25 protein-coding genes and 1 tRNA gene are annotated in these 25,154 nt (G+C 57.4%); 9 read left to right on the top strand and 17 right to left on the bottom strand.

What is annotated here, in order from left to right; genetic code table 11:
- Positions 1–91: 91 nt before the first annotated feature.
- The 3 genes from NKK47_RS05205 to NKK47_RS05195 all read right to left on the bottom strand — a co-directional run bounded on the left by NKK47_RS05205 (position 92) and on the right by NKK47_RS05195 (position 2,107).
- Positions 92–310: a hypothetical protein gene (locus NKK47_RS05205; protein ID WP_031212349.1), complete on the bottom strand. Its 219-nt coding sequence runs from the start codon at positions 308–310 to the stop codon at positions 92–94.
- A 136-nt stretch (positions 311–446) separates the two neighbouring features.
- On the bottom strand, positions 447–1,124 hold the full coding sequence (locus NKK47_RS05200) for a L,D-transpeptidase (protein WP_352575396.1): 678 nt from the start codon (positions 1,122–1,124) through the stop codon (positions 447–449).
- Between the two features lie 11 nt (positions 1,125–1,135).
- Positions 1,136–2,107 (bottom strand): ABC transporter substrate-binding protein, encoded by a 972-nt coding sequence (locus tag NKK47_RS05195; protein ID WP_502897742.1) that lies wholly within the window; start codon positions 2,105–2,107, stop codon positions 1,136–1,138.
- A 902-nt stretch (positions 2,108–3,009) separates the two neighbouring features.
- Between NKK47_RS05195 and NKK47_RS05190 the strand changes: the two genes are divergently transcribed.
- The 9 genes from NKK47_RS05190 to NKK47_RS05150 all read left to right on the top strand — a co-directional run bounded on the left by NKK47_RS05190 (position 3,010) and on the right by NKK47_RS05150 (position 9,518).
- Complete coding sequence (locus NKK47_RS05190) at positions 3,010–3,399, top strand: hypothetical protein (RefSeq protein WP_352575394.1); 390 nt, start codon at positions 3,010–3,012, stop codon at positions 3,397–3,399.
- A 35-nt stretch (positions 3,400–3,434) separates the two neighbouring features.
- Positions 3,435–3,869, top strand: coding sequence for a hypothetical protein (locus NKK47_RS05185; RefSeq protein WP_352575392.1), 435 nt, complete (start codon positions 3,435–3,437; stop codon positions 3,867–3,869).
- A gap of 187 nt (positions 3,870–4,056) precedes the next feature.
- Entirely contained in the window at positions 4,057–4,983 is a 927-nt protein-coding gene (locus NKK47_RS05180; RefSeq protein WP_352575390.1) for a hypothetical protein, read from the top strand.
- A 38-nt stretch (positions 4,984–5,021) separates the two neighbouring features.
- The gene (locus NKK47_RS05175) at positions 5,022–7,325 is read left to right on the top strand and encodes a lysozyme inhibitor LprI family protein (RefSeq protein ID WP_352575388.1); all 2,304 of its coding nucleotides are present in this window, start codon (positions 5,022–5,024) and stop codon (positions 7,323–7,325) included.
- Between the two features lie 100 nt (positions 7,326–7,425).
- Positions 7,426–7,833, top strand: a complete 408-nt coding sequence (locus tag NKK47_RS05170; protein ID WP_352575386.1) for a lysozyme inhibitor LprI family protein — start codon at positions 7,426–7,428, stop codon at positions 7,831–7,833.
- A gap of 116 nt (positions 7,834–7,949) precedes the next feature.
- Positions 7,950–8,450: a hypothetical protein gene (locus NKK47_RS05165; RefSeq protein WP_352575384.1), complete on the top strand. Its 501-nt coding sequence runs from the start codon at positions 7,950–7,952 to the stop codon at positions 8,448–8,450.
- 89 nt (positions 8,451–8,539) lie between these two features.
- Complete coding sequence (locus tag NKK47_RS05160; RefSeq protein ID WP_352570173.1) at positions 8,540–8,911, top strand: DUF4087 domain-containing protein; 372 nt, start codon at positions 8,540–8,542, stop codon at positions 8,909–8,911.
- Between the two features lie 18 nt (positions 8,912–8,929).
- The gene (locus NKK47_RS05155) at positions 8,930–9,298 is read left to right on the top strand and encodes a hypothetical protein (protein ID WP_352575382.1); all 369 of its coding nucleotides are present in this window, start codon (positions 8,930–8,932) and stop codon (positions 9,296–9,298) included.
- A gap of 13 nt (positions 9,299–9,311) precedes the next feature.
- On the top strand, positions 9,312–9,518 hold the full coding sequence (locus NKK47_RS05150; protein ID WP_352575381.1) for a conjugal transfer protein TraD: 207 nt from the start codon (positions 9,312–9,314) through the stop codon (positions 9,516–9,518).
- Positions 9,519–9,565: 47 nt separating this feature from the next.
- Here NKK47_RS05150 and NKK47_RS05145 read toward each other — a convergent pair whose 3' ends face one another.
- The 14 genes from NKK47_RS05145 to NKK47_RS05080 all read right to left on the bottom strand — a co-directional run bounded on the left by NKK47_RS05145 (position 9,566) and on the right by NKK47_RS05080 (position 25,136).
- Positions 9,566–10,420: a hypothetical protein gene (locus NKK47_RS05145; RefSeq protein WP_352575379.1), complete on the bottom strand. Its 855-nt coding sequence runs from the start codon at positions 10,418–10,420 to the stop codon at positions 9,566–9,568.
- Positions 10,417–12,057 carry an AAA family ATPase gene (locus tag NKK47_RS05140; RefSeq protein WP_352575377.1) on the bottom strand — a complete coding sequence of 547 codons (1,641 nt, stop codon included), beginning with the start codon at positions 12,055–12,057 and terminating at the stop codon, positions 10,417–10,419. Before NKK47_RS05140 ends, NKK47_RS05145 begins: the two co-directional genes overlap by 4 nt.
- Positions 12,057–13,763, bottom strand: coding sequence for a restriction endonuclease subunit S (locus tag NKK47_RS05135; protein WP_352575375.1), 1,707 nt, complete (start codon positions 13,761–13,763; stop codon positions 12,057–12,059). The genes NKK47_RS05140 and NKK47_RS05135 overlap by 1 nt, the downstream gene beginning before the upstream one ends.
- Entirely contained in the window at positions 13,760–14,152 is a 393-nt protein-coding gene (locus NKK47_RS05130; RefSeq protein WP_352575373.1) for a GIY-YIG nuclease family protein, read from the bottom strand. The genes NKK47_RS05135 and NKK47_RS05130 overlap by 4 nt, the downstream gene beginning before the upstream one ends.
- Positions 14,149–14,937, bottom strand: coding sequence for a RipA family octameric membrane protein (locus NKK47_RS05125; RefSeq protein WP_352575371.1), 789 nt, complete (start codon positions 14,935–14,937; stop codon positions 14,149–14,151). Before NKK47_RS05125 ends, NKK47_RS05130 begins: the two co-directional genes overlap by 4 nt.
- Positions 14,934–16,403 carry an HsdM family class I SAM-dependent methyltransferase gene (locus tag NKK47_RS05120; RefSeq protein ID WP_352575456.1) on the bottom strand — a complete coding sequence of 490 codons (1,470 nt, stop codon included), beginning with the start codon at positions 16,401–16,403 and terminating at the stop codon, positions 14,934–14,936. Before NKK47_RS05120 ends, NKK47_RS05125 begins: the two co-directional genes overlap by 4 nt.
- Positions 16,403–19,810 carry a type I restriction-modification system endonuclease gene (gene hsdR, locus NKK47_RS05115; RefSeq protein WP_352575369.1) on the bottom strand — a complete coding sequence of 1,136 codons (3,408 nt, stop codon included), beginning with the start codon at positions 19,808–19,810 and terminating at the stop codon, positions 16,403–16,405. The genes NKK47_RS05120 and hsdR overlap by 1 nt, the downstream gene beginning before the upstream one ends.
- A gap of 144 nt (positions 19,811–19,954) precedes the next feature.
- Complete coding sequence (locus tag NKK47_RS05110; protein WP_352575367.1) at positions 19,955–20,806, bottom strand: site-specific integrase; 852 nt, start codon at positions 20,804–20,806, stop codon at positions 19,955–19,957.
- Between the two features lie 247 nt (positions 20,807–21,053).
- Positions 21,054–21,542, bottom strand: coding sequence for a helix-turn-helix domain-containing protein (locus NKK47_RS05105; RefSeq protein WP_352575366.1), 489 nt, complete (start codon positions 21,540–21,542; stop codon positions 21,054–21,056).
- The gene (locus NKK47_RS05100) at positions 21,543–21,749 is read right to left on the bottom strand and encodes a helix-turn-helix transcriptional regulator (RefSeq protein WP_352575364.1); all 207 of its coding nucleotides are present in this window, start codon (positions 21,747–21,749) and stop codon (positions 21,543–21,545) included.
- A 92-nt stretch (positions 21,750–21,841) separates the two neighbouring features.
- Positions 21,842–22,906, bottom strand: a complete 1,065-nt coding sequence (locus NKK47_RS05095) for a hypothetical protein (protein ID WP_352575362.1) — start codon at positions 22,904–22,906, stop codon at positions 21,842–21,844.
- Between the two features lie 69 nt (positions 22,907–22,975).
- Positions 22,976–24,172, bottom strand: coding sequence for a tyrosine-type recombinase/integrase (locus NKK47_RS05090; protein ID WP_352575360.1), 1,197 nt, complete (start codon positions 24,170–24,172; stop codon positions 22,976–22,978).
- A gap of 185 nt (positions 24,173–24,357) precedes the next feature.
- Positions 24,358–24,442, bottom strand: a tRNA-Leu gene (locus tag NKK47_RS05085).
- 73 nt (positions 24,443–24,515) lie between these two features.
- Positions 24,516–25,136, bottom strand: a complete 621-nt coding sequence (locus tag NKK47_RS05080) for a 2,3-bisphosphoglycerate-dependent phosphoglycerate mutase (RefSeq protein ID WP_352570175.1) — start codon at positions 25,134–25,136, stop codon at positions 24,516–24,518.
- Positions 25,137–25,154: the final 18 nt, after the last annotated feature.

Here is a 25,154-nt window from a genome sequence, read left to right as displayed (position 1 = left end):
CCGCTCATCGCGGCTGGCCGCCCCAAACATCGTCATGTCTGCAGCCAGGGCGCATCGTCAGGTTGGTTGCGAATTCGTCGACCAGAGCGGATCAGACGGGCTCAACCGATTTGACGTTGCCGTCGGTATCCACGAGGCAGCTTGTCTTCTTGCCACTGGCATCGAGTTCGACCTGATAGGTCTTGGAATCGAGCTTGCTCGATGAAACCGGAAGTATCTTCGTGCTGTCGACACCGCTCGCCTTGGCGACCGCATTGGCGCAAAGCAGTTGAAGGTCCGCCGGGGCCGTCTCGACCTTCGTCCTGGACATCTGGTCCTGAGGCGGCGGCGGTGGCGTGCTGACACAAGCGCTAACGGCTCCAGCCAGGAATCCGATTGCTGTCCCCCGGATCGAAGTTCTCACTGCATTTTTTCCCGACATTGCTTGTCCCTCTCCGAATGCCGCTTCACACACCCTTGTAAAGTGCCGCCCCCTGCATGAGAACGATGACCTTGGCCCCAACCTTGACGCGGGATGCGAGATCGACGATGTCGTCGTTCCTCATACGGATGCACCCCGATGACGCGTCGAGCCCGATCGTCCAAGGCTCCGGGGTGCCGTGTATCCGGTAGATCGTGTCCTGGTCGCGCTCATAGAGATAGAGCGCCCTTGCGCCGAGCGGGTTGTCGGGCCCTCCCTCCATGCCTCCGGCGTATTTCACCGCCTTCGGATCGCGAGCGACCATTTCGGCCGGAGGTGTCCAGGTCGGCCACTCCGCCATGCGGCCGACGCGCACGATGCCGGCCCATCCAAACCCTTCCCGGCCCACGCCGATGCCGTAGCGCATGGCCCGCTGACCCGGCTGCACAAGATAGAGAAAGTGCTGATTGCCATCGATAATGATCGTGCCTGGCACTTCCGCGGTGCGGAATTTGACCATCTGCGGACGAAATGCCTCGGGCACCTCATTATGCGCGGCGTAGTATTTGCGCGCCTTGGTGCGATCGTAGTCCACCCATTTGTGGCTTTTCGGGTCGAAAACCTGTGTTCCCTCAGCCAGCGCCGCCACCGCGACAAGACCGAACGCCGCGGCGACGACTGCCGTGAGGGAGCGCCGCCGGACGGTGCCGCGTTCCGCGAACATAGGATTTCCGCTCATGGATTTGCCCACCCGTGCACCCGTGCGCCTTGTGCGGCAACCCATTGTTTGGCGTATTCGTAAGGATCCTGACGCTCTACCTGGAGCGCATAACTCATCTTGGTGATTTCCTCGGGCTTCAGCTCGACCCGTTCCAGGAACGCCACCACCTTCGGATATTTTTTGCGCAGCGAGGTGGCGTAGGCGATATGGAAATGTGCGGTATCCCATGATACCGGCGCGCTGGACTTCGAGACCCAGAGCGGGTCCTCTGACGGCAGTACGATCTTCCACTTTGCCGGATCAAAGGGCGGCTCGGTAAGCCGGACAATGTCGTGCAACTCAAAGACGTGGTGCGGCGCGTAGCAGGCAAACACCATCGGATGATCCGTGGCGACCGCGGCATCGACAGCCGCCATTCCGGCATCCTCGGGCGTCTCCAACAAGGTCATTGTCTTGGCATAACCATAGCTGTTGGCGCGGACGCGCTCGATAGCGGTTGAGGACCAACCCTCAGCGCCGATCCAGAGTTCGCCGCGTCCGTCGCCATCGGTATCCAACGCGGCCGTTTTCTTCGTATCGCTGAGATCCGAAACATCGTGAATTCCAAATTTGTCGGCTGCTTCACGCGTCGCGCAAATGCCTTGCCAGGCCGGCACTCCAATGGGGCTGATGGCCACGGTGCCGGCCCCGTCCACATACTTCTTCACCAGATTATCCAGATTGGGCAGCCAGATTTCGGGATGAATATCCACCTCACCAGAATTGAGACCGGCAAAGGCAATAAGCGTCCCCATCTCGCGCACGTCGGCATCGAGCCCGAAATTTTCCTTCAGGCTGACCTTGAGGATATTTGCCGTCGCCTGGCCCGACGGCCAGTTCGGCATTGCAATGACGAGGTCAGCCGCGTGGACCGGGATGTTTAGCGCCAGCATCGTCAATGCCGCCAGCGACACTTTCCGCAGGCACTGCCGAAATCGGTTGTGCATCTCTTCCCCCTCGCTTCGGTGCTGAAATGAACCGCGACGGGAACAATCTGTCGCGGCAAGCACCTGGTTGTGACACCAGCCCCATCTTCTGACGGGCAACTGCTGAAGGTGCAGCAGTGCATTCGCCAAAGAGAGCGCCTTCACGTGCCGCCCCTGCACGCTACCCGATGACAATCCGACTGGGAAGATGCCCACGACGCGGCCGCGGCGCCCCCACTGCGCCCCTATTTGGCACGCCGCAGCGTTGAAAAGTCGGGCAAAGGGGCGCGTTTCTTTCGGCCCTCGCAACGGTTGGCTGGGTTCGAAAAAATACCACAATAGATCGCGATTAGGGCGATTCGTATAAGATGTGGTATCGTCGCGCATTTTTTGTAGAGTTGGCGCAAAATTCACAACAACATAGAATATTACTTGTACGAACTCGGCTTAATGAGAACAAAACTAAGGAAGCATTCCGGAATCTTGCTACTGATCACATTTCAGTATCTGCTAAGATAGCCCGTGCTGATTCCGAATTATTAAGCATTTGCAAAATTCAATCCTGCGATATTGGGATTTGTCCTTGTCATAGGCTGACTCGGATGCATTTCTTGGAAGCACAGCCGCGTCAGCGGATCGTTGAAACATGCTTGGGCGGACGGGGCACTAAGCATGGAGAGGAATATTGACACTCGCTAATGCGGGGCCCCCGCTGGGAGCGTTCCCTCCCACGTAAGAGATTACGGCAACCGTCGGCTAAGTCGTCGAATGCATCGACCACAGCCTGGCTCTCGTTTGATGGCCGGCGAAGCTTTGCCCTCCTCCGATTGGCGCCAGCCTTCGCGGCAAAAGCGGGGATCGCCGCCTGCAATGGCCTTCCGATATGGACGATGTCCGCCGCCAGCCAGTCGGAGGAATGAATCATGAAACTCGTAATCTGTGCGGCCTTGGCCACTGCTTTGATGGCGATCGTCGGTTGTACCACCGACGACTACGATGGTTGTCGCGGAAAGGGCTGCCTGGTTGATCGGTCCCATAAAGGGAGCCGGAAGATAGACGACCGGCCGCAGTTCGACAGGAACGGCAATCCCAACTTCGATACCAGGGGCCGTTACATCGGCTGCCATGGGCTCGGATGTAAAGTCGACGATCCTGATGACGGGGATCAAAGTATCGACGACAGACCGCAGTACGACAGAGAAGGCAATCCCAACTTCGATACGCAAGGCAACTACCAAGGCTGCCGCGGCATCGGCTGCGAGGTCGATACACCGGACGATGACAGTTCATCGAACGATGACGATTCCGATTAAGGGACTCGGGGGGGCGAACAAGGAGGAAGCCAATCATGTCTGAATTCAGCGGCCTGGTCCGGCGACGTGTCAAAATCGTCATGGTCGGCCTCACGGGGCTGGGAATGACGCTGACGTCCGCTTTCGCTGCGAATAACGCCTGTGACGGTATAAAGGTCGAAGTGACGAAGGCGCGCAAGCAGGAATATGCCCCTCTCGTCGTCTCGGCGATGACCAATAAGTTCAAGCCCGCTCAGGCAAAGTTCTTCACGATCATGGAGAGCGGCAGCTGGAGCGCCGCCTACGTCTCCACGCCGGTGAGCGACGACGGCATGATGTTCTTCCAGACAGTCGACGGAAAGAAGCAGTTTCGCGACGTATGGGGCGGCTATGCCGAGCCGTCGGAGAAACCTGAACTGGTATCCTGGGCGAAGAAGCTCGGAGCGCCGCAAGACCTGGCAAAGTGTTTTGCCGAGACAGTTACGGAATGACGGTGATGATTGCTGGAGATTGCCGCGCACGCCGTTGGTGCAGGAGGAGAACAACTAGCGGGGGAGCGCTCCGGGCGCCGGGCATCTGGGACATAGGTTCATCAGCTGCAGGATGTGGAAAATGCGAAGTCTTCGAAAATCCAGACTGATCGTACAGTTCGCCCGTGCATTGGCAACGTCAGTGAAAATGACGGCCGTCGTAAGCGTAGCCGTCGCGCAAACGATCAATATTGCGCATGCGAGCAAGTATGATCTGCCGAAACCCTACGTCTCCCGGGCTCTTGATGCGGTTCTGATACCGATCAATCACGCCTCTCGGCACCGCTACCAGATCCCGCCAAAACTTCGCGGCGTGTATGTCCTGGCTGTTGCACCCCATGGCATTGCCGCGCGGCAAGGTATCCGACCGGGTGACGTGCTTGCCACAGTGCGGCATCAACCGATTTCGGCGCCGGGCGACGTCGACATACTCGTTTGGGCCGCCCTTGCCGTGAGTGCCACCAGTTTCCTGTTTGGCGTGAACCGCGGGACAGAAGTCACAGATGTCGTCGAGGTCAACACCAACATCACCGTCAACAACTTCAACACCAACATCTCGGTGAACAATATCTCGCAATGGACGAGCGTCGACAATCGAGAGGAGTGGACGCAGATCGTCGATGAGTATGACGACGAGATGGAGACGGGCCTCAATGACACGAGCTATCGCGAGGACGACTCGCAGCCTGGCGACGCCAATCCGGACGCAAATGTGTCTTCTCCCGATGCTGACGACGATACCAGCACCGACACTGACGACAATAGCCCGGCCGACAGTGCCGACGACAACAGTTCCGATCAGGACGATTCGAGCGATCAGAACGACGATGAAAACTCAACGGACGGTGATGATGACAAGAACAGCACCGACACCGACGACGATAGCACGGATGACGATGCGTCGGATGACAGCACTGACAACAATGATTCCGATGATCAGGACGATTCCAGCGATCAGAATGACGATGACGACCCGTCGGCAGATGGTGAAGACGAAAACAGCACCGACAGTAATGACGATGCGTCGGATGACAGTAACGACGCTGACGGATCGGACGATGACGATGCCAACTAGCGGCGACCATGCCGGCAGTTCCAGACCGAGGACAATCGATGAAAACCGCGATGCTGACCGCTGCCATCGTTCTGGCCATGCCGGCTTTCGCATTTGCCCAGGACAAATGCTACGACGCCGCCAAGGACCAGGCCGACCCGAACGAGTGCGCCGATGCCGCGTCCAAGAAATCCGACAAGAAGCTCAACGAGCTTTACCAGCAGATCGAAACCCGCCTGAACGACGACGCGGATACCAGGACGCTTCTCGTTCAAGCACAGCGGGATTGGGTCAAATTTCGCGACGCCGAGTGCAGTTTCCAGACCGCGGGAGCGGCTGGAGGAAGCGTGATGCCAATGCTCATCGCGGAGTGCATGGACAGCCTGACGCAATCCCGTGTCAAAGATTTCGAGGGTTACCTGAAATGCAGGGAAGGCGATGCGAGTTGCCCCGTTCCGGCAGCGAACACATCACATGCCGTACCTGCCGTGGCCGATGAGAACGGCCAGGCCGGCCTTGCCCAGGCTGCCGACCCGATACCTATTCCATTGCAACATGTTAGGGGCCACGGAAGCGCTGACGTCGTTTATCACAATCTCGGGATTGCGTTGGGCATCAATGGTGCCAAGCCTCGTCTGTTCGAATTCGACACGGGGTCGGATGAGTTCAACGCCGAGATCGATTCGAGTGTCCCTGGCGTAGAGCCGGTGCACGGCAGCAAGCCCGAAATGTACGCCTATGGAGACGGCACCTATGGAGATTGGGTACAGCAGGTCCGGTTCGACAGCCTGTCCTATTACGATCCGGATGATCCCTCGCAGCCTGTCGTAACCTTCGACGGTGGCTATGGCGCCGGTCGGGTGGTGGATTACGTCTTCACCAAGGGTTTCGGCTATCTCAAGGATATGAAATTGACGCAAAAGCCCGTTGGCCACCGCGGCGATACGCCGGTCTATGCGGATCTTAATGCGCGCAAGAGCATGCAGAATGGCGAACCCGGTGGTTCGACGACGTTTTACGGTGTCTTTGGAGCCGGCGATTTTCTCGATGAGGGGGACGAGGCCGCCGCTCCCGCCAGTCAGACACAAAGCGGCTATGTGGTCTCGGCCAATGCAAATCTTGGAAAGAAGACGACACCGGGCTGCGCTCCCTGCCTGACGCTGAATTTGTCCCCCAGTCTGAGATCCCAGTTTACGGCCCTGATGCCCTGGGGCGAACTGGATTATGAATTCCGCCAGAGACGATTCCCGCGATCAGGCGCGAACGCATCCAATCACTACGAAGGGTCTTACCATTATACAATTTCTTTTGACTATAAGGGAAAGAAGCAATCGGTTGATTTCAGTGGACCTGTTTTATTGGATACTGGATCGTCGACCTTTCTCGGTATCACCACAGAAGGCTTTTTTAATAAGCTTCGCTCGAAAGGATTTCATCTTGATGAATATGATTATACGGTAGTCGATTTTAAGATTTTGGGATTTGAAGATAGTTTCAACAACAAGGAATACAGCGATGTCGTTATGGATCGACAAAGCGATGAGGAGGGGGGCAATGGAGTTGTTGTCGGGCTACCCTTCTTCCAGTCAAATTCCGTAATGTATGATCTGGAGAACAAGACGACCGCATATTCACCCTATTTTGTCAGCGCTGCTAACTTTACCACAGACGCGGCTGCCGAGGATCAAGTGCAGCTGAATCGCGCGACCAGCGATGCTGGAAGCAAAGGATGGCTCGGACTGGCCGGCATCATCTCCGGCGCCGGCGACTTCACGATCGAGAAGGATGCGGACGTGCGTATGACCGGGGCCAATACCTACACCGGCACAACCCATATCGCGGCCGATGGGTATCTTACTCTGGCCGGGCCGGGCAGCATCGAGCATTCCTCGCGCGTCATGGTCGACGGTGTGCTCAACATTGATCAGAAAGGAAACTACCTGAAGCCCTGGGGAGTGGCGCACTCCATGAACGATACGGCCATTCGCACCCTTGGCGGTAAAGGCGAGGTCTATCTGGGTGCGGGCAGACTGATCCTGACAGAAGCCGACGGGCAATTTGATGGAACCATCGCGAACTATGATGACGCCGGCGACAGCGGCGGCCTCGTTGTCGCCGGTGGCAAGCTGACGCTGAGCGGAAAGAACAAATATTCGGGCATGACCGAAGTGGCGTCTGGGGCGGAGTTGCGCGTGACCGGATTGTTGACTGGTGACGTTTCCGTCTCGGGACTGCTTGTCGTTGACGGAGAGGTCTCCGGCAAAGTCATGGTCAAGGAGGGCGGCACGCTGACCGGCTCAGGAAAGGTCGGCAACGTCACGGTCGCCGAAGGTGGCAAAGCTGATCCAATGAAAACCAGATAATCAGGCCATGGGCCGATCGTGGCAATAACGGACAGCTGACGAGAACATAGGGCGGGGCTGAGCAACTTAAGAGCTTGACTGCAACCGGAAAGGGAAATCGATGAAAATCGCGATACTGACTGCTGCCGTGGTTCTGGCTGCGCCGACATTCGCCCTTGCCAAGGACAAGTGCGCCGAGGCCAAGGATCAGGCCACCATGAACCAGTGCTTCGGTGCCGAGTTCCAGAAATCCGACAAGAAGCTCAATGAGCTTTACAAGCAGATCGAAGCCCGCCTGAAGGACGATGCGGATACCAAGAAGCTTCTTGTTCAGGCACAGCGGGATTGGGGCAAGTTTCGCGACGCGGAATGCAGTTTCCAGACCGCAGGCGCGGCCGGAGGAAGCATGATGCCAATGCTTATCGCGCAGTGCATGGACGGCCTGACGCAATCCCGTGTCAAAGGTTTCGAAGGCTATCTGAAATGCCAGGAAGGCGACATGAGCTGCCCTGTTCCGGCCGCGAACTGACACATGCCACAGCTGATCGGATCACGATGAAGCCGGCGGCGAGCGTGACGTCGCCGCCAGACATGAAAGGATGCGAGGGCATCATCATTGCGTGAGGGACTTGAAGGAGGTGGATCGTGAAACCCTATAAATCGTCACTCGCAATGACGATTGCGGCATCTGTACTGTTGGCATGTGTCGTGCCGGCAACAGCCCAGACTGACATGAGCTTCGACGTCAACGTCACGCTTTCCAAAAAGGCAGCTGCCAAGCTCGCGGCTGAAAAGGAGGGGATCGTTGTCTTCGCCTCCTATTACGGTGACCCGAAGCGGAGCGCCGAGAAGCATGCCAACGAAGTCGGTCAGATCGATCTCGCGCCGCAGGACGAAGTGGTCGAGATAGCGGGCACAGCGGGCCACGCTCACATCAGCGGCACAAAGGTCGACACGAAGCGTCTCGAGTGGCTTGCCGGCCCTCCCGAGGTGAACGTCAACGTTGCGTCGGCGCGCAAGAGCAGCCCGGACAATCTGCTCAAGTGCGATTTCATCGACGGTCCACTAAGCGATGCCCAAAGGAAGCCTGTGACGCTTCATTGCGGATTGATTGAAGAAAATGTGGACACGAAGTTGAGGCCATAAGGCTTACAAAATCATGCCGCCTCGTGACCGGCGTCAACGCAGATTATCGGCGGCATTGCCTGCTTTGCTCAAGGGAGATGAAGATTCTCATGCGCCCATTGTTCGCAATCTGTTTCTGCCTGACCATCATGTCCTTGTCTGCCGCCGCCTATGCCGAGCGCCGTTGTGGCTGGTACTCCAGCCCGACACCCGGCAACCTCGTCCTGACCGACAGTGACGGGGATTGGTGGATCCAGATGCAGGGACGCCCGGATCCCAAAGGCATCGACAATGTGCCGGCCTTTGACGAGCGGCAATTCGTCGAGACCAATGTGCCTGGTTCGGGCCACGGCTACGGATGTGCGTGCATGAACGTCGTAACCAACGCCAAGCAACAGAAGATCACCAGAGTGATCTCGGGCCAAGTCCTTCCGCTGCTGCGCTGTCGCAACGACAGATCGCTGCCTAACCCGGACGGATAATTGTTAGATATCTTGTGGATGCCATGGCTGACGGTAGGGCAGCCTAGAGCATTGGATCAAGAAAAAGCCCGGCAAACCGGGCTTTTTCTTGGGTCTCTGAAACCGCATCAATCGGTTCGAAGCGGGAATTTGGTGCCAGAAGAGGCGCCGAACTGCGTGGATAACTATTTGCTCTATATGCTCTTTAACAATTCTAAAGGACCGAATACCAACAAAAATACCAACAAACTTGGCGGCAACTGTCGGCTCAGGCAGTCCAAGAGGGAATCCCATTCATCCAAGGCGACACTCATCCGGCCAACCGAAAAGGCTGATCGCAAACCTCAAGATCGCCGCCTCAGATCACCCCCCGCTCCGGCGTTGACACTCGAAATCATTTCGGCTTGAGGCGCGAACCGACATGCGCGAATGGCAGATCAAACGCCGTGAACGCACGCGGCAACTGATCGAGCTCGGCGGCCTGGTCGTAAAGGCCGGGCTGGCCGAACTCGCCGACGCTGATCGCGCCACGCTCTACGGCGCGTTCCTCACCGTCGCGGCCAAGCTGCGGGGCGAGGATCGCGAACAGGCGCTGCTGTATGGAAGCGGAAAGGCAAGCGAGCGTTGAGGATCAACGCGAGTCCTGAATGAGCTCGTACTGCAAGACAGTCTGCGTTATGCCAGCTTTAGCGGGTTCAACTCATCCCGAACAATAAACATGCTTAGCCGTCGGCTTTGAAGGCAGCAGCGAGCCGTTGCACTGAATTCGCTTTCTGCCGATGCCATCGTGATTAACTCTTGTGCCAGTTCATCAATCGTCTCGCTCTCTTCGGCTGACCGCTGCCCCTTAGGTTTGCGGATGAATCGATCATACTTGTCGATTGTTCGCGAACATTCCCTCCACTTCTTCCGACGCTCCTCATTCAGCATTTCCTGTCTGATGCCCATGCGCACAATTGCCAGATCAATCACCGCCTTGGCATCGTCGTCCAAGTGAGCTGCCGGATGTGCTTCCCCATTATCATTGAACTCTATCTTTTGGGGATCATCCAAATCAGTCGGGTCAAGCAATAGCGGCGTTTCGCCAGCAATAGATTTATTGGCTAGTATCGCCCGCGTCGCGGGATCAGCTAGGGGGAACCAAATCCCCTTCCCAACCGTCTCCTCAGAATATTCCTTGTTCAGCGTGTTAGCTAGGACGCCGATGATCCGAAAATTCTCGACATCAAACGCTAGCCAGCAATAACCTTCCGCAAACTCCTTTTCCGCCTGCTTGACTCTGCCATGCGGACGAAAATGGTCGGTCTGGTAACGGGAAACAGCCTCGCGAGACTCGGTATACCAGCATTTTCGAAATGACATAGCAGCCAGTTCATCGCGGACATCCGACCAGGCGGCGGAATTGGCATCAATGAAGGCCTTCCGCTCAGCCTTTCCCTCAATCTGTTCAAGCTCTTCGGACAGCGCTTTGAGGCGGGCAAGCTTTTCAGCTGGTATCTTCTTGGTTAGGTCACGATGAACGTAGATCATTGCCTTTTGAGCAGCCTTTCCACGATTTCGCGCGACTCCGCCTCTCTCTCACGCAGTTCGTCGGGCGTCAGCGGTTCGACATCCGCAAGTTCAACTCGGTCCAGTTGTCTCAAAAACTCGCTGTAGAGCCTATCCCGCTCTTCATATAGGAAACCAAGGTGACGGAGCTCATTCTTAATGTCTTCAAACTCCTTGGCCATTGCGGGGGTTAGCTCCTCCTTCGAAGCGAGCTTGTTGCGCTTGTCTATGAGCTCCTGTGTAGGCTTGTCCAAAGACGATGACAGGCCGAAGATATCTGTCAGCACGCCCGCGAAGCCCAAGCCCTTAGGATCTATGCGCGGCGGCGCGACCGAGACATTGCCCTCGTCGTCGCTAGACATCACCCGCACTTCCTTCGCCTCCAGCGCCGCGATGGTCAGGGGGTTGTGGGTCGTCATGATGATCTGGCACTTGCCTTCATCTGCCGCGACTTCGGTCCATTCGCGGATCAGGTCGAGGTAGGTGAGCTGCCACGCGGGGTTGAGATGGGTGTCGGGTTCGTCGAGCAGGAACAGCGCCTCCTTGCCGCGTGAGACGCGAATCAGGCCGAGGACCATCAGCAATTGCCGCTCGCCATCGGAAAGGTCACTGAAGCTGATGTCGCCGCTCTCGTCATTCTTACGCGTGACCCAGACGATCATCTCGCGGAGCAGGTCGGAAATGTCGGCAGCTTCGAGCGCGGTGAACATGTCTTGGTCAGACTTATAATTGGATGCAAATTTCTTTAGCGCGTTATCGTCGCGCAGAAAGCAGGCAAGCTGGGCCTCCTTGCTCGCCTTGCGCCGGTAGTCATCGACCACCGAGCCTTCGAGTTCGAGCGGATGGAAGGCAGTATCGCGCAACGCGCGGACGCAGTCGCCCGCCGGACCGTGCGCACCCCATAGATTGCTGGTTTCGCGGACAGCTGCAACTTTGCTTCCGGAAAACCAAGAGGGTTCCTTTATAAGGGCGAGTGCCGAGTGAAAGCCGGTGATGCTTAGCTTTTCTGTGAGCAGTGCCTTCGCGTCTGCATTTTTCCCAGGCTTCGCGAAGTAAGCGAGCAGGGCGAGCACACCGTGAACTGGGCGGCAATAGAACAGGCTGCGCGCCTTGTGCGCCTCTTCATATTCAGCCTCGGGACGCGCCTTGTTGATGCGTGCATAGTAGCGAGACTGGTGCTCATCGAATAGCTTCTCCAGCCGTCTCCCGCTGCCGGAGTAGTATCCAAACACGAAATCAGGGAAGAATTGGCTTACGATATCGCCCGGCTTGTCCGGGTCCGGGATGATGGGATCCGGCATCCTTGTCGTCGCATGCTGATCAAACCGAATGTGGGTTTTCAGTTCGGGATTTGCATCAGTATCAAACGCCAGACCCTCGTCTGACCGAACCTGAATTTTTACTCCCCGCTGCACGTAGAAAATCGAGTATCTAAACCTCAGTTCCTTTTGCGTGCCCAGACTCCACGCCCGGAAAATCTCGACAATCGCTTCGATCAGGTTCGACTTGCCGCTGCCATTCTCCCCGATCAAGACCGTGGTCAAGCTATCCCGGTCGAAATCGACTTCGACGTTCTTCAGGTTGCGATAGCCGTCGATGTAGACGCGGAGGAGGCGCATCAGGCGGCTTTCAGTTCGTCGGCGCTGTGGACGATGTGGCCCGCGTCGATTTCCCAGGCGAGCTGCTTGTAAAAATCGGCAACCGGCAGATCGGCGGCGCGGAACAAATCTTGCACACCGCTGTATCGGCCGGATTTCAACAAATAGGCGAGATAGGGCTTGAGCTTCACGTCGTCGTCTTGACGGCTCTTGGTCATGGAGACTTTCCTTGCTCTCTTGGGCACGTTCCTGACCGTGCCAGTTACGGACGCGGTGAGCGGTCCCAAGGTGAGTTCGGCGGTGCCAGCGATAGGTGGCAGTTTCGCGTTGCGCCGGCGCTCCGCCTTGATCCGCTCCAGCAGCACGCTGGCGGGTTCGTCGTTTGGGTCCTGGGGGACGAGTGCGCCGCGGAAGGCTTTGGCAAGGATGGCGGCGTCGAGTTTGGGGATGAGGCGGGCGGCGGCGGCGTGGTCTGCGGCCATGCGGTCAAGCCAGCCGAAGGCGGACTCGATGCGGCGGACGATTTCGACTTGTTCTTCCAACGGCGCAATGGGCAGCGCCAATTGCCTGAAGCGATCCAGACTGACCTTTTGCTGCGCAACGCCAGCCGTAATGGCTTTGAACTGGCTTTGGACAATTTCAGATCGAATAGCGAAATTGAGATATTTGGCAGTCACCAATTCATCATGGGGGGTCAGTTTGATGCAATCTGCGGTGATAACTGCCGGTTGCGCACCCATCGGGAACAGCGCCGAGTCACCCGGAGGGTCTCCCATCTTTGTTATCAGCACATCGCCCGGTCCAGCGATGTGTTGGTGTAGTTCTGCCGCTTTGGATTTATCCACGTAGCGAGCGTCTGAATCTTCAAATTTCTCCCGGCGGATATCTCTCACGAAGACAAGCCGGACCCCACTTTCACGGTAGTCGGTGCGCACCAAATTGCTGCCAAATGGGCCGATGCCGATAGAGTATTTCGCATCAGCAGCAACTTCATCGGGTGAAATCCAAGACCAGGTTTCGGGAATGTCATTGTCAGGCAGGATAGCAGGACGATTCCTTCTGGCCAGCCGGGTGTCAGCTGTTCGGTCGGCACGTACTTTTTCAAGCGCCGTTTGCAACGATGGATGCTCTTCTCGCCACCCTGCCGTCAGTTCCCCCGAAAAGGCCAGCGCGAGGAGGCGTTGTTTGTAGCGGGCGATGAGGGTGGGGATGCGGCCAAGCTCATTGCGTGCGCGAGCGGTGCGCGTGGTCAACCCTTCCACCTTCGCCACAATCCGCCGCTGTTCGGGGAGTGGTGGAAGGGCGACCGGAAATTCTGAAATTTCTTTGAAATTGACGCGTGGCCTGTCCCCTTTGTCAAGCAGCGCAGCGAAATCGAGAAATTCCCGCGTCATTATACTGCGCCGGACGAACTCAGCTTCGGTAGCCGGTGTCGGCTGAAGCACGAAAATTTCAGCGGAAGCTATCCCGTCAAAATCAGGAACGGTTACCTTGTTCAAATAGGGTCGCAGGCGACTGTAGAGCACGTCCCCCGCCGAAAACCGTGCGACCGAGCTTTTGACGTCGGAGCCTTTGCCAGTTTTGAGAATCCGCGAGGTATGCGGCTCAATGTCTTCAAGGCCGATGAAAGTCGCATCCGGCATGGATGCCGGATCGAGCTTTTCCCCGCGCAGCGACGTGATTTCACCAAGGCTTGTGCCTGCCCAGCCGTCCGGCAAATCGCTCACGCGCTTGGCCCTTCAGTCATCGCCCGCGCCTGTTGCCGCGCTTCCAGATATTCGACATGCCCCTTGGGTAGATCATCATCGCTGGTGGTGACGGCAATCGCCGTCTCCCAGAACTCACGCTGATCGGCGCTCTGCTTGATCCGTTCGAGCACGCTGTTGGCCGACCCGATATAGGCTCGGGTGCCCCCCACGGCCTCGGCATCCGGGCCGGAGAGAATGTAGATGCCAGTCCGGTCCAGCTCTGGCCGGGCCGTGAGCGCGGCGAAGGTGCTTCCAGTGGCGACGAAGGTAAGGCCGGTCCAGCCGTGGATCGTTGCTTTCCGCAGCCCGGTGGGCGTGCCATCGACCAGGAAAAGCTGGATGGTACGGCCAAAAGTTTCGGGGGTCATTCTGCCTGCCCCCGCTTTACGATGAATGGAGCATCATGGATTTCCTTCAGGAGCCTGGGACGATCAGGCTGAATCTCAGGCAATTGTGGCTTCGATTCCCAATCCGGGATTGACCCTCGCAGATTAGTCTTCTGCTTATAAAGCCAGAACAATCCACCTGCCGTCGCAACGGCAACCCCGATCACAGCTGGCTGCGTAAAATCGGCCTCGCCCATAGATGTTGCGACGCGCAAGCTCCACTGGGAAACTGCACTAAAGCAGACGACCGCGAAAACCAACAACCAGAAGACGACGAAAAACAAGATCAGCCGGTCATTTATATTAGACACCGACCAGCGGACGCCCATCCGCCCGAGCCACGCTGTCTTGTGCAATTTTCCCTCGAATTCATCTTCCAGCATGTCGATGTGGCGTTCCCAATTCTCCTGCCAAAACTTTGATCCTTGGGCCGACAGCCAACCTGCGGCAGACGTGAGCAAGCCAAGCGAGGCCAACGCAACAGGTATGATGTGCGGGATACCCTGACTGCCATTTTTCCAGATCAAGCCAAGTGCGGTGAACACGGCGGCTTGAAGTAGCCAGAAATAGGTGGCGCGCTTCCAGTATAACTCGATTTCGAATTGCCGGATTTCATGCGAGCGATTGAGGGCGGCCAGTCGGGCCTGCCTTTGGTGATCGATAGTCGTTGCGCTTGTCTCTTCGGTAGCCGTGCCTGACGTTTTTGTTCTGGTTGAAGGAGCGGGAAGAGCGAGCGCTTTGAAATAGGCCAAACGATTCTTGCTCACGCCTCAACGTCCTCGGCCTCGGCTAGCTCATCGGCAACCGCCTCGATCTCCTCCATCGCGGCTCGCAGGTGTCCAAGGATGGCAGCGGCAATATCATCGGGTTCGGTCAGGCCTTCCTCGACAACTTCTTCGTCCTCGCGAAGCCAGGATATGTCGAGGTTGTGATTGCGCTTGGCGATTTCCTCGCGCGTGTACACGCGGAATCGTCCAGCTTCGCCCTCGTCTGTGCGCTTTGCGATGCCCAGAGGGTCAGAGCCATAAGCCTTGACGAAGGGCGCAAAATCATCCGCCGTCAGCGTCCGCGTCTTGCCAAAGTTGGGCATCTGCGCCCGCAGGTCATAGAACCAGACCTGTTTGGTAGCGCCGATGCGCTCCTCGGATTTCTTGGTGAGGAACATGACGTTGGTCTTCACGCCCTGGGCATAGAAAATGCCCGTTGGCAGGCGGAGAATGGTGTGCAGGTCGCAAAGGTCCATCAGCCAGTTTCGCAGGTCGCGACCCATATTGTCTTCGAACAGCACATTGTCCGGGATGACGATGGCGGCGCGACCACCAACCTTCAGGCCGCGCACAACATGTTCAATAAAAGGTAGTGGGCCTTTGGCGGCCCCGGCGGTGATGACGAAATCGCTGCGGGTCACGCGTTCCGGAAACTTGTTGAACGGCGGATTGGTAAGGATCAGGTCTGCCTTGTCGAATTTCTCAGCATCTGAAGTCAGCGCGTCGATACAGTCGATGGGCTGATCGATGCCGTGCAGCAGCAGATTCATCGTGTTGAGGCGGTGCGTGCCGGTGATCAGCTCAGCGCCCTGGTATGCGTTATTGCGCTGGAAATGCCCCATGGCCGGGCTGATCTTCATCAACTCATCCGTATCGCGCAAGATCGCGCGGTGCGCCGAAATCAGGAAGCCACCGGTTCCCGCTGCCGGGTCTTGGATGGTCTCGCCCGCCTTGGGCTGGACCAGTCCGATGATGGTGTCGATCAAGGGGCGCGGTGTGAAGTACTGTCCGGCCTTCGACTTGCGTTCAGACGTTGTGCGTTCGAGCAGGCCTTCATAGAGGTCGCCGAGGCCATCCTCTTCTGCCGCATACCAATCGACATTGTCGATCGTCGTGATGAGCGAAGTGAGCGCAGTGGCCTTGGTCAGCGATGTCTTGGCATCGGTGAACACCTGTTTGACCAGCGGGAAATTGATGTCAGCCCGCGTGCCAAGTTCGAGCAGCAAGGCGCGATAACGGACCAGTCGAGCTTCGCCTTCCAGCTTCTTGAGCGCGCGCCAACGGCAATCAGCGGGCAGTCGCTCTTCTAGCTTCTTGCCATCGCGCGATACTTCTTCGAGCATCTTGAGCAGCAGGAGGTAGGTCAGTTCTGTGACATATTCATAATAGCTGACGCCGCCGCCCTGCAGGCTCTTGCTGGCGTTCCACAACTTTTGGACGGTCTCACGCGCCCTTGGTCCGTTCATTATCCCGCCTCTTTCCAAATGCTCTCGTTGATGTCGCGAACAACCTGTTCCAGCTCGCCATTAAAGACCCGGTCGATCCGTGGCCAGCCGCCAAGCGACGCAAAAGGTTCGGCATCGAACGCTGCGCGATCGACGACAATTTCAAGTTCGAGCTGGCGGCCAATGCGCTCGATCCATTTACGCTGAACATCGGTCCAGTCGCGCTTGCGCAGAATAGCTTCGACAGCGTGCCGAACACGATCCGCATAGGAAATGAGGGGGTCACCAATCGCGGCCTGGCGTATGTATCCGATGATCGAAGCGGCAATGTCCTGATTCTTGGCATCGGCCCAGGCCCGTTTGATCTTGCTGTCCGTGAAGCCTTCCGCGTCGAGTTCGAGCCGGAGTTGCCGCAGCGCTTCGCGCGTCAGTTCTTGCGGGCGCTGGACGACAATGCGCAGTGCGGCGATCCGGTTGACGTTTTCGCGGACAAACTGCGTAAACTTGTCGAGGAAATCCTCTGGCTTGTCAGCGGTGCCATAACCGCGCGTAACGCTGGTCACCTCGTCATCATGTGCGGAAATCGGCACGTATCGCGGGATACCATCCTCATTTGTCCAATCGAGAATCGGACCAAGGTTTGGTCGCTCGGACGCCCATCTAGAGAGGTCAACAGGATCGCCCTGCACGAAACGGTCTAAGCTGGCTTCGGGCGTTTCGCCGGCTTCCCTTTCAAATCTTGCGCGCATTTCAGGCGCCAGTTTCTTCAGGCCACGGCGGAGGCGGACAATGATCTGTTCGCGGATGCGGTTTTTGTGTTCCGCATCACCGCGACCGGCCAGCTCTTCGAAGAGCTTGGTCAGGGTGAATTTTGGGTCCGCCGCAACCGGCTTCATATCGGTCATGTCTTGGAGGTGAGCGTAGAGATCGACCGCATCGAAGATGCGAAATGCCTCCTTGTCGATCTCTGGACATAGGCGTGTCGCGCGGCCCAGCATCTGCTCATAGAGAATGCGGCTGTTCACGCGGCGCATGAAAACGATGTTGGTAATCTTCGGGACATCAACACCGGTTGTGAGCAGGTCGACCGTGACGGCCACTTTCGGCAGTGGATCGTTGCGGAATGACAGGATCAAACTCTCGATCTTGTCGACATCGCCCGTCAGCCGCTGGACGGTTTCATCCTTCATCGGGCCATAGGCATTGCGGAACGCGTCGCGCAGTTCTTTGACGAGGATATCTGCGTGCGCCTTTGAAGCTGCGAAAATCAGCGTTTTATCGGGATCACCAAGATCAATGTATTTGACCAACTCTTGAGCAACCGCGCGGTTGAAGGGAACGGTCACCACCCCCTTGTTGAACTGCTCGACCTCGAAGTCGACTTCATCGGCAAGGGTGACGGTTTCAACTTGGCCGGTCGGCGGGTGGATGAAATCGACGGCTTCCTCCCGAACGAAGTGAATTCCGCCTTCGGACAACTTGGTGGCAATCCGGATTGGCGGCTCGTGATCGTTGAGGAAGCCGTCGATGACGGCTTCGCGGTACGAGTAGGTGAAGGCGGGCTTGCCGAAAATGTCGGTTGTATGAAGCGCAGGGGTTGCCGTTAGGCCTATCTTAACCGCATCAAAATGCTCCAAAACACGGCGATATTTGGAGACGTAGTCGGATTGATCGCGGAAGCTGAGATCACCATCCGACATTTCGCGGTCCAGCAGATAGCCCCGATGACATTCATCGACGACCATGAGATCGTACTGATCGATCGGCGGCGCATCTTCCGCGCTCTCTGAATAGAGGACGCGCCGGACCAAGCCCTGAATTGTGCAGATGTGAACCCGCGTATCCTCATCGGGTGTTACATCCTCTAGGCCCTTCAGACCAAAAATGTCAGCGAACGCCTTGCCGTTCACCACCTTTGTTGTAGTGAATTCGTCCTTGGTCTGTCGTCCGAGCGCGCTCCTATCGACTACAAAGCAGACGCGCCGGAACCGTTTGGCGGAAATGAGGCGGTAGAGCATCGCAATGGCCAGCTTGGTTTTGCCGGTCCCCGTGGCCATCGCCACCAGCATTGCGCGCCGATTTTCCGCCAAACCGCTTTCCACAGCCTCAATGGCTTTCCGTTGATAGTGACGAAGAGGAAAGCCAAAGTCGAAGGGTTGGGCAACAAGCTCCTTCTGCGCCTGCTCCTTATTGACCCTCAGTCTCTCCAAGATACCGCGTGGCGAGGGCCAGCCTGCAAGGACCTCGGCAGGATTGTTAGGATCGCGCAAATCTCGGCGCCAAATTCCGGAAAGAGCCTCAACCTGCTTTAAATAGGGACGACCATTCGTCGAAAACGCAAACGGTGCCTTGAACTCGTACCAAGGGCCGTCTTCTGCAAATTCGGCCTCCTGCATATGGATCCCCGAAGCATAGCGCTCTGCTTGTCTCAGCACTGCCATCACGTTGCGGTTGCGCCGCTTCGCTTCGATTGTTCCCACAAGCGTCATGCCACAGAAAAGAGCGTAGTCGGCTGGACCAGTCATTGCGGGCCATTCGGCAATCGCACGATTGCGCCCTTTAACCGGACGGCTCCCCTTCGAGTAACGAAGGACTTGAGTATCAGCCTCCCAACCGGCTTCACGCAGCTGCTGATCAATCAGCGCCCGTGTATCAGCTTCGTCAAGGTTGATCTGGTCAGCGGCATCCCTGGCCAACTCGGCCACGATCTCGGGCGCAGGCGCATTAATGCTGTGGGAGGCTTCGAGAGCAGCTTTGAGCTGCTCGGCAAGTGCAAAACGGCCCTTCTCAGCCTCCTCGGCCAGTGACTCCCAAATTGCTCGTTCCTGCCGTTCTGCAGTTGCTTGATCCGCTGCCGTTCGCCTCTCTACTTCAGCGGCCAATGCCTCAGATTTGAGGCGTTCAGCTTCTGACTGGGTCGCAGCAAGCTCCGCCTTGAGACGATTCAATTCTTCAACAACCGCAGCATTTGCATCGGCTGGCCGAGCTGGCGGTACGAACGGTCCAAATCTGCCAGCTGGGTTGTGGAACGTGCGGGAGTACCAAATGGCTAGCTGGCGAGCCAGTTTGAGCCCAGTTAGCGCGCTGGCATGGTCATCTGCACCGCCATGTGCGGCCTGATTTCCAGCAATGCGCAACGAGTGAAATAGCTCACCAGCTTCACGCGGAAGGCTACATTCTAACTTCAAACGGCGAAGGATGTCGGTGAAATTGTCAGACGGGTCGATGACGAGGCCAAAACGTGACGCAGTTAGTTGTGCAGTGAGTTCTGAAAGCTGGCGCAACTTGATTTGGCAAGTGTTCGGGTCTTCTACGAAGTAACGCTCTGCAAGCACCCCTAGGCGAAAAACCTGCGGCTCAAGCTTCTGAAGAAATGCAAAATTCGAATCACCCCCGACCATGATCACTGGATATAGCCAGTCAGGCATTTTCACCATAGCTTTTCGCCGTGTGCATCCACCAGCGTTCGACCCGACGACGGTTTATGGATGCGGAAAAACGCATAGCGTTCATGGTTGTTATACTGGGCATGAGTTATCAGCTCGTCACGGTCGCAAGTGTGACATTCGAGACTATGCAGCATTTTTCCGAAGGTGCTCCAGGACCCGGCGCACCGTATCCGGATCGGGTTCACTGCTGCGATCGGGCACGCAACGTTGGGCATTGAGAAGGGCCGTGAAAATCTCGCCCTGGCGGTGGAATGGAACAGTGGCGTAGCTTCGAAAGGTTGTCGCGGCACTCTCATGGCCGAGATTGGCGCACCAGGCGGCCCAGACCTCCTGAGTCGGACAGATATCGGCACCATGCCGCGCCAAGGTGGTTCGAATTGAATGCGGGTTGAAGTAAGGTAGGCCGGCGGCTTCGAAGCGCTGGCGGAATATGCGGCGGATGGCGTCTGCGTTTTTCCAGAATGCCCGAGCAATACCCATCGGAGCAAATCGCCGGTCGCTGTCTAGCGCGATCTCCGTCGCCGGAAATATGGGATCGTCGGGACCGAAGAGCTTTTCTGATTTCAAGAAACCGATCCAGTCGGTAACGATCACCTCGATATCGTCGCCAACCGGGAAGAACCACGACGTAAAGGTCTTGCGGTTCTTAGTCCGGACGCTGCGCGCGTCCTGAAAAACCGTTCGACCAACGATATCGATGTGGCGCAGTGCCAGCGAGGCTATGGCGTCGTCGCGCATCCCGGTCAGCAAAGCAAACGCGATTAGGGCCTGATCTCGGCGGTCCAGGTCGGTAGCTGGCTTGATCGAGGTCAGGACATGGCGAACCTGCTCGATGCTCGGAGCCGGCTTCTGGCGCAATGCCGTAGCAATTCGGCTGTCATTGGCCGTCGGGTTGAAGTAGTCTGCGTCGGTGTAGCTGATCTTCCGATAGCCGGCCTGGCCCGACAGCCAGCGGAAAAATGCCCTCAGCGCCATCAGCCGCGAATGAACCGTCGCATGGGCGAGAGGCTTTCCCGTCTCGGCGTTCGTCTGGGCGGCAAGCTGACTCTTGAAGCTGCGCGCCTGTTCAATGTGGAATGCGGCGAAGTCCTTCCACCGCGTTGAGGCTTCGAACATCGCGATCGCTGCGGCCGCCTGGTCGGCGCTACTCGACGACAGGCGCTTGGCGTCCTGAAGATAGGCGAGGTAGCGGCGCTTGATCCGCTCGTTCTTGGGATGGTGCTTACGCATGGGCTTCAGGCTCCTTGATCACGTGATCATTCAGACAGGGTTGCCGGCTATCGGCTAAGCGTTCGCGGCCCTGCATGACCGTCACGTCAACAAGCGTCACCAGATGGTCGAGTTTGGCGGTCGCCACGCGCTTGTGCATGACGGTAGAACAGCTTTCGCAGAGCGCTCGCAAATTGCCGCTGGATCGCGTGAGCGGCAAGAACTCGACCGCTGCGAAGGCTGGCGCTTTCGGCTGCCGACAGGAGAAGCAATAGCATTCGTGAGGCCGGCAAACTTGGCGCGGCTGAGTTCGTCGTTTCAGAAAATCGATCAGATCACCGCCCAGAATCAGCGCCGGCTTCTGATCGGTCATTGCCGGTAAGCCGTGCTTCAACCAACGCCGAACCGTGCCCTTGCAAGCACCAGTGGCGCGCGCAGTCTCTTCAACAGTGTAGTTGCGATGCATCTTGACGCCCCGCATCGATGGCCGCCGATTGCCCATTCACGGCGTCCTCCACTCGATCAAGCGGCGGATGTCATCGACCCGCCAAGCCGTGATGCGCGGCCCAAGCTTCACCGGTTTGGGAAAACGCCCGTCCTTGACGCCAGCCCACCATGTGGACTTGCTGACCGGGATAGGGCCATTGGGGGAAAGGATAGATGCGAGCCGCAGAAAGCCGGTCGCGGGAAGCTCAGTGACGTTCGACATAGTGCCGCCTCGTGTTGTTGAGTACGAGGCGGTTCTAGGAGGGCCGGTTCGATTCGTGGCCGAACTCGGTTAAGGCGAGGCCGAATTCGGTTTCAGCGGAGCCGTTCGGTTTCGTCGCCGGGAAGCAACTGCTTGGCTTCAGTCAAATATTTGCGGACGGTGTCTTCGTCCATGGCTAGTCCGATTAGATCCAGATCGCCCGAAATCTCTTTTGCGGTCGCGCTTCGGCCCGAGCGTGGATCGAAGCTATAGCCTTTGATCGCCATTCCGATTACCAGTTTAAGAAGACTGTCACGTTCGCGAGCGCCCAGCGGCTTTTGATGCGCTTTCGGTAGCGTCTTCTCCATCTCAACGAGCCTTGCCGTTAGACTCTCGATCCGATCATTTTTCAGACCGATCAATTCGTCCCGCTGGGCCAACAACGCGCTGTAGCCCTCGGTGAGTTTTGAGATCGATTGAGAATGGTCGGCCATAGCCGCCATCAGTGCCGAATGCTTTTCTGTGACCAAGGCTTGGGCGCTTTGAGCCACCCCATTCGCTTGATCATAGAGCGTTTTCCAGTCGGCAATTTGTATCCCCAGTCCCTTAACTGCGGCGACCAACTCGGTCGGAACAGAAACACGCATGCGTTCCGCCCACGCGAGAAAAACAGCTGGAACGGTTGAATCCCACAGCTGCCCCATCGCTTTCGCACGCATGGCGAGTTCGCGTTTCGCCGCGTATTCCGAAGCGAATGGCGAAATATTCTCTATCGACTGAATATGCTTCCAGCTGATGCACTTCGGATTTTTACCGAAGGACAGCGAAATTGCCTCGTCAATCGACCAAGTCGACATCTTTGCCCAATAATCGAAACCTGCCGAAGCGTCCGGCTGATTGAAGCTACGCTGTCTTTCCTCGTTCTCGCGAAACTCCTCATATCTGCGGGCTTCGTCGGCTTTGGCTGTTTCAAGCAATGCAGTCAGATTGTCGGGCGATTGGCTCAGCAGCTCCTTGCGATATGCCTGCGCATCGTCGGCAATCGCATTTAAGTCCAGCGTTTTCGAAGACATTACATCCGCGAGCGTTTTACTGCCGAACGCGACTAGCTGCGGAAACTTCCAATTCAGGATGTATTGAATTGGATCAGACCTCCATAATGGTGCGATCGTTGCCATCCTATCCCGACTCCTCTCCGCCGAGATGTTGGCAAAGCCAGCGGTTAAAGACCAGCGCCTTTTCCCATCTTACACTGTCTTAAACGCTCGAAGTCGATTAATCTCGCTCGCCCACCACTCCGTCATCTCCACGCGAGTGTCCCAATATAGCGCGCGATGATAGGCCTTGCGGACTTCGTCGGCGCCGACATGCCCTAGCTCCGCTTCAATAGCGTCGGGCTGCCATTTGCCGCTTTCGTTTAGCAACGTTGAGGCCGTAGCCCGGAAGCCGTGCGACGTGGCCTCGGTGCTTGCGTAGCCTAGGCGCCGCAACGCGGCATTGAGTGTGTTTTCACTCATTGGCCGCTCGGGTGACCGTATAGATGGAAACGCAAGGCGCCGGTTGCCTGTGTGGTTTTGCAGATCGCGAAGAATATTGACGGCAAGCGTGGACAGTGGCTTTCGGTGTTCCCGGCGCATCTTCGTTCGCCTGGCCGGGATCGTCCACACTCCTTGGTCGAGTCCGAATTCCGACCATTCGGCATGGCGGAGTTCGCCAGGTCGTGGATAGAGAATCGCCATCAGCTTAAGAGCGGCACAGGTTTGAGGCGTCCCCTCGTAATCCCAGAGCGCCCTCAACAAACCGGCCAGCTTCTTTCTTTCAATAATCGCGGGTCGGTGAGTGACGGTAGGTGTGACCAGAGCGCCGCGAAGGCCGAACGTCGGATCGTTTGAAACCCTGGATGTCGAAATAGCGTACCGAAAGACTTGGCCGATAACCGCGCGCAGTCGTCTTGCTGTTTCATAGTTGCCGTCCCCTTCCACCTTTCGAAGTGGGATAAGAATTTGGGCCGCCGTGATTTCAGCTATTGGCAGTTTGCCAAGACTCATGGCTGCTATGCCGATCAGCCATTTCTTCTTTGTTAGCGTCGCTTCTGCCTTGCCTTCCCGCTTCACCTTCGCAAGGAATTCCTCGCCCACCGCCTGGAAAGTATCAGCTGTCAAAGCTTTGTGCCGCACCTTCGCTGCCTTGGCTTCGGCAGAGGGATCGAGACCAGCAACTAGGAGGCGCTTCGCCGCTTCTCGCCCCGAGCGGGCATCGGATAGAGAAACCACGGGGTAGGCGCCTAGTGCTAGGAGCTTCTGCTTGCCACCATAGCGATACGCGAGCCGCCAGAGCTTTCCACCTTGGGGCGTGACAAGGACATGAAGCCCACCGCCATCACTGACTTTTCGGGCGGTGTCACCCTTTTTAAGGCTGCGCAATTGTGCATCGGAAAGACGCATTGTTGGTATCCTTGCGGCGTGCCACCGCAAATACGACGGCAATACCAACAGAGATACCAACAAACGCGTCGGATACCAACACACGACCTCGGACATCACAGGACCACCCAGCAACAAAAAAGCCCGGAAACCCCGGGCTTTCTGTTAGTCGGCTGGACTGTTTCGGACCGTCCTAACCAGTAATGTGGTGCCCAGAAGAGGACTCGAACCTCCACTCCTTGCGGAACACGGACCTGAACCGTGCGCGTCTACCAATTCCGCCATCTGGGCTGGTGCGCGCTCATTAAGCGGGCGAGGGATGAGTGTCAACGCGCTTTTTTGAAAGCCGCGTTCCTTCTCCGGCTCAATGCTCCAGCACTTCCTTCGACGCCACCGTGGAATCGGCGTTGAGCGTGTAGATGATCGGCACACCGGTGCCGAGCTCGAGCTTGACGATCTCCTCGCCCGATTTGCCGTCCAGCGCCATGATCAGCGCGCGCAGCGAATTGCCGTGCGCCGCCACCAGCACGGTGCCGCCGCGCAGCACATGCGGTTGCAGATCGTGCAGGTAATAGGGCCAGACGCGCGCGCCGGTGTCCTTCAGGCTTTCACCGCCGGGCGGCGGCACGTCATAGGAGCGGCGCCAGACATGCACCTGCTCCTCACCCCATTTCTTGCGCGCATCATCCTTGTTGAGGCCGGAGAGATCGCCATAGTCGCGCTCGTTCAGCGCCTGGTCGCGAATGGTCTCGAGCTCGCTCTGGCCAACGGCGTCGAGAATATGCTGGCAGGTCTTCTGCGCCCGGATCAGCGACGACGTGAAGGCGATGTCGAACTTCATGCCGCGCGCCCTGAGCTTGGCGCCGGCCGCCTTGGCTTCGGCATGGCCCAGTTCGGTCAGGTCGACGTCGCGCCAGCCGGTAAATAGGTTCTTCAGGTTCCATTCGCTCTGGCCGTGGCGCACGAGCACGAGAGTTCTCGACATATTTGCTCCTTCAAATCT

It is taken from the genome of Mesorhizobium sp. M0019, assembly GCF_040323975.1.
Lineage (GTDB): Bacteria > Pseudomonadota > Alphaproteobacteria > Rhizobiales > Rhizobiaceae > Mesorhizobium.
Note: the sequence above shows the minus strand (reverse complement) of the source record. Positions and strands in the feature narration are given on the sequence as shown.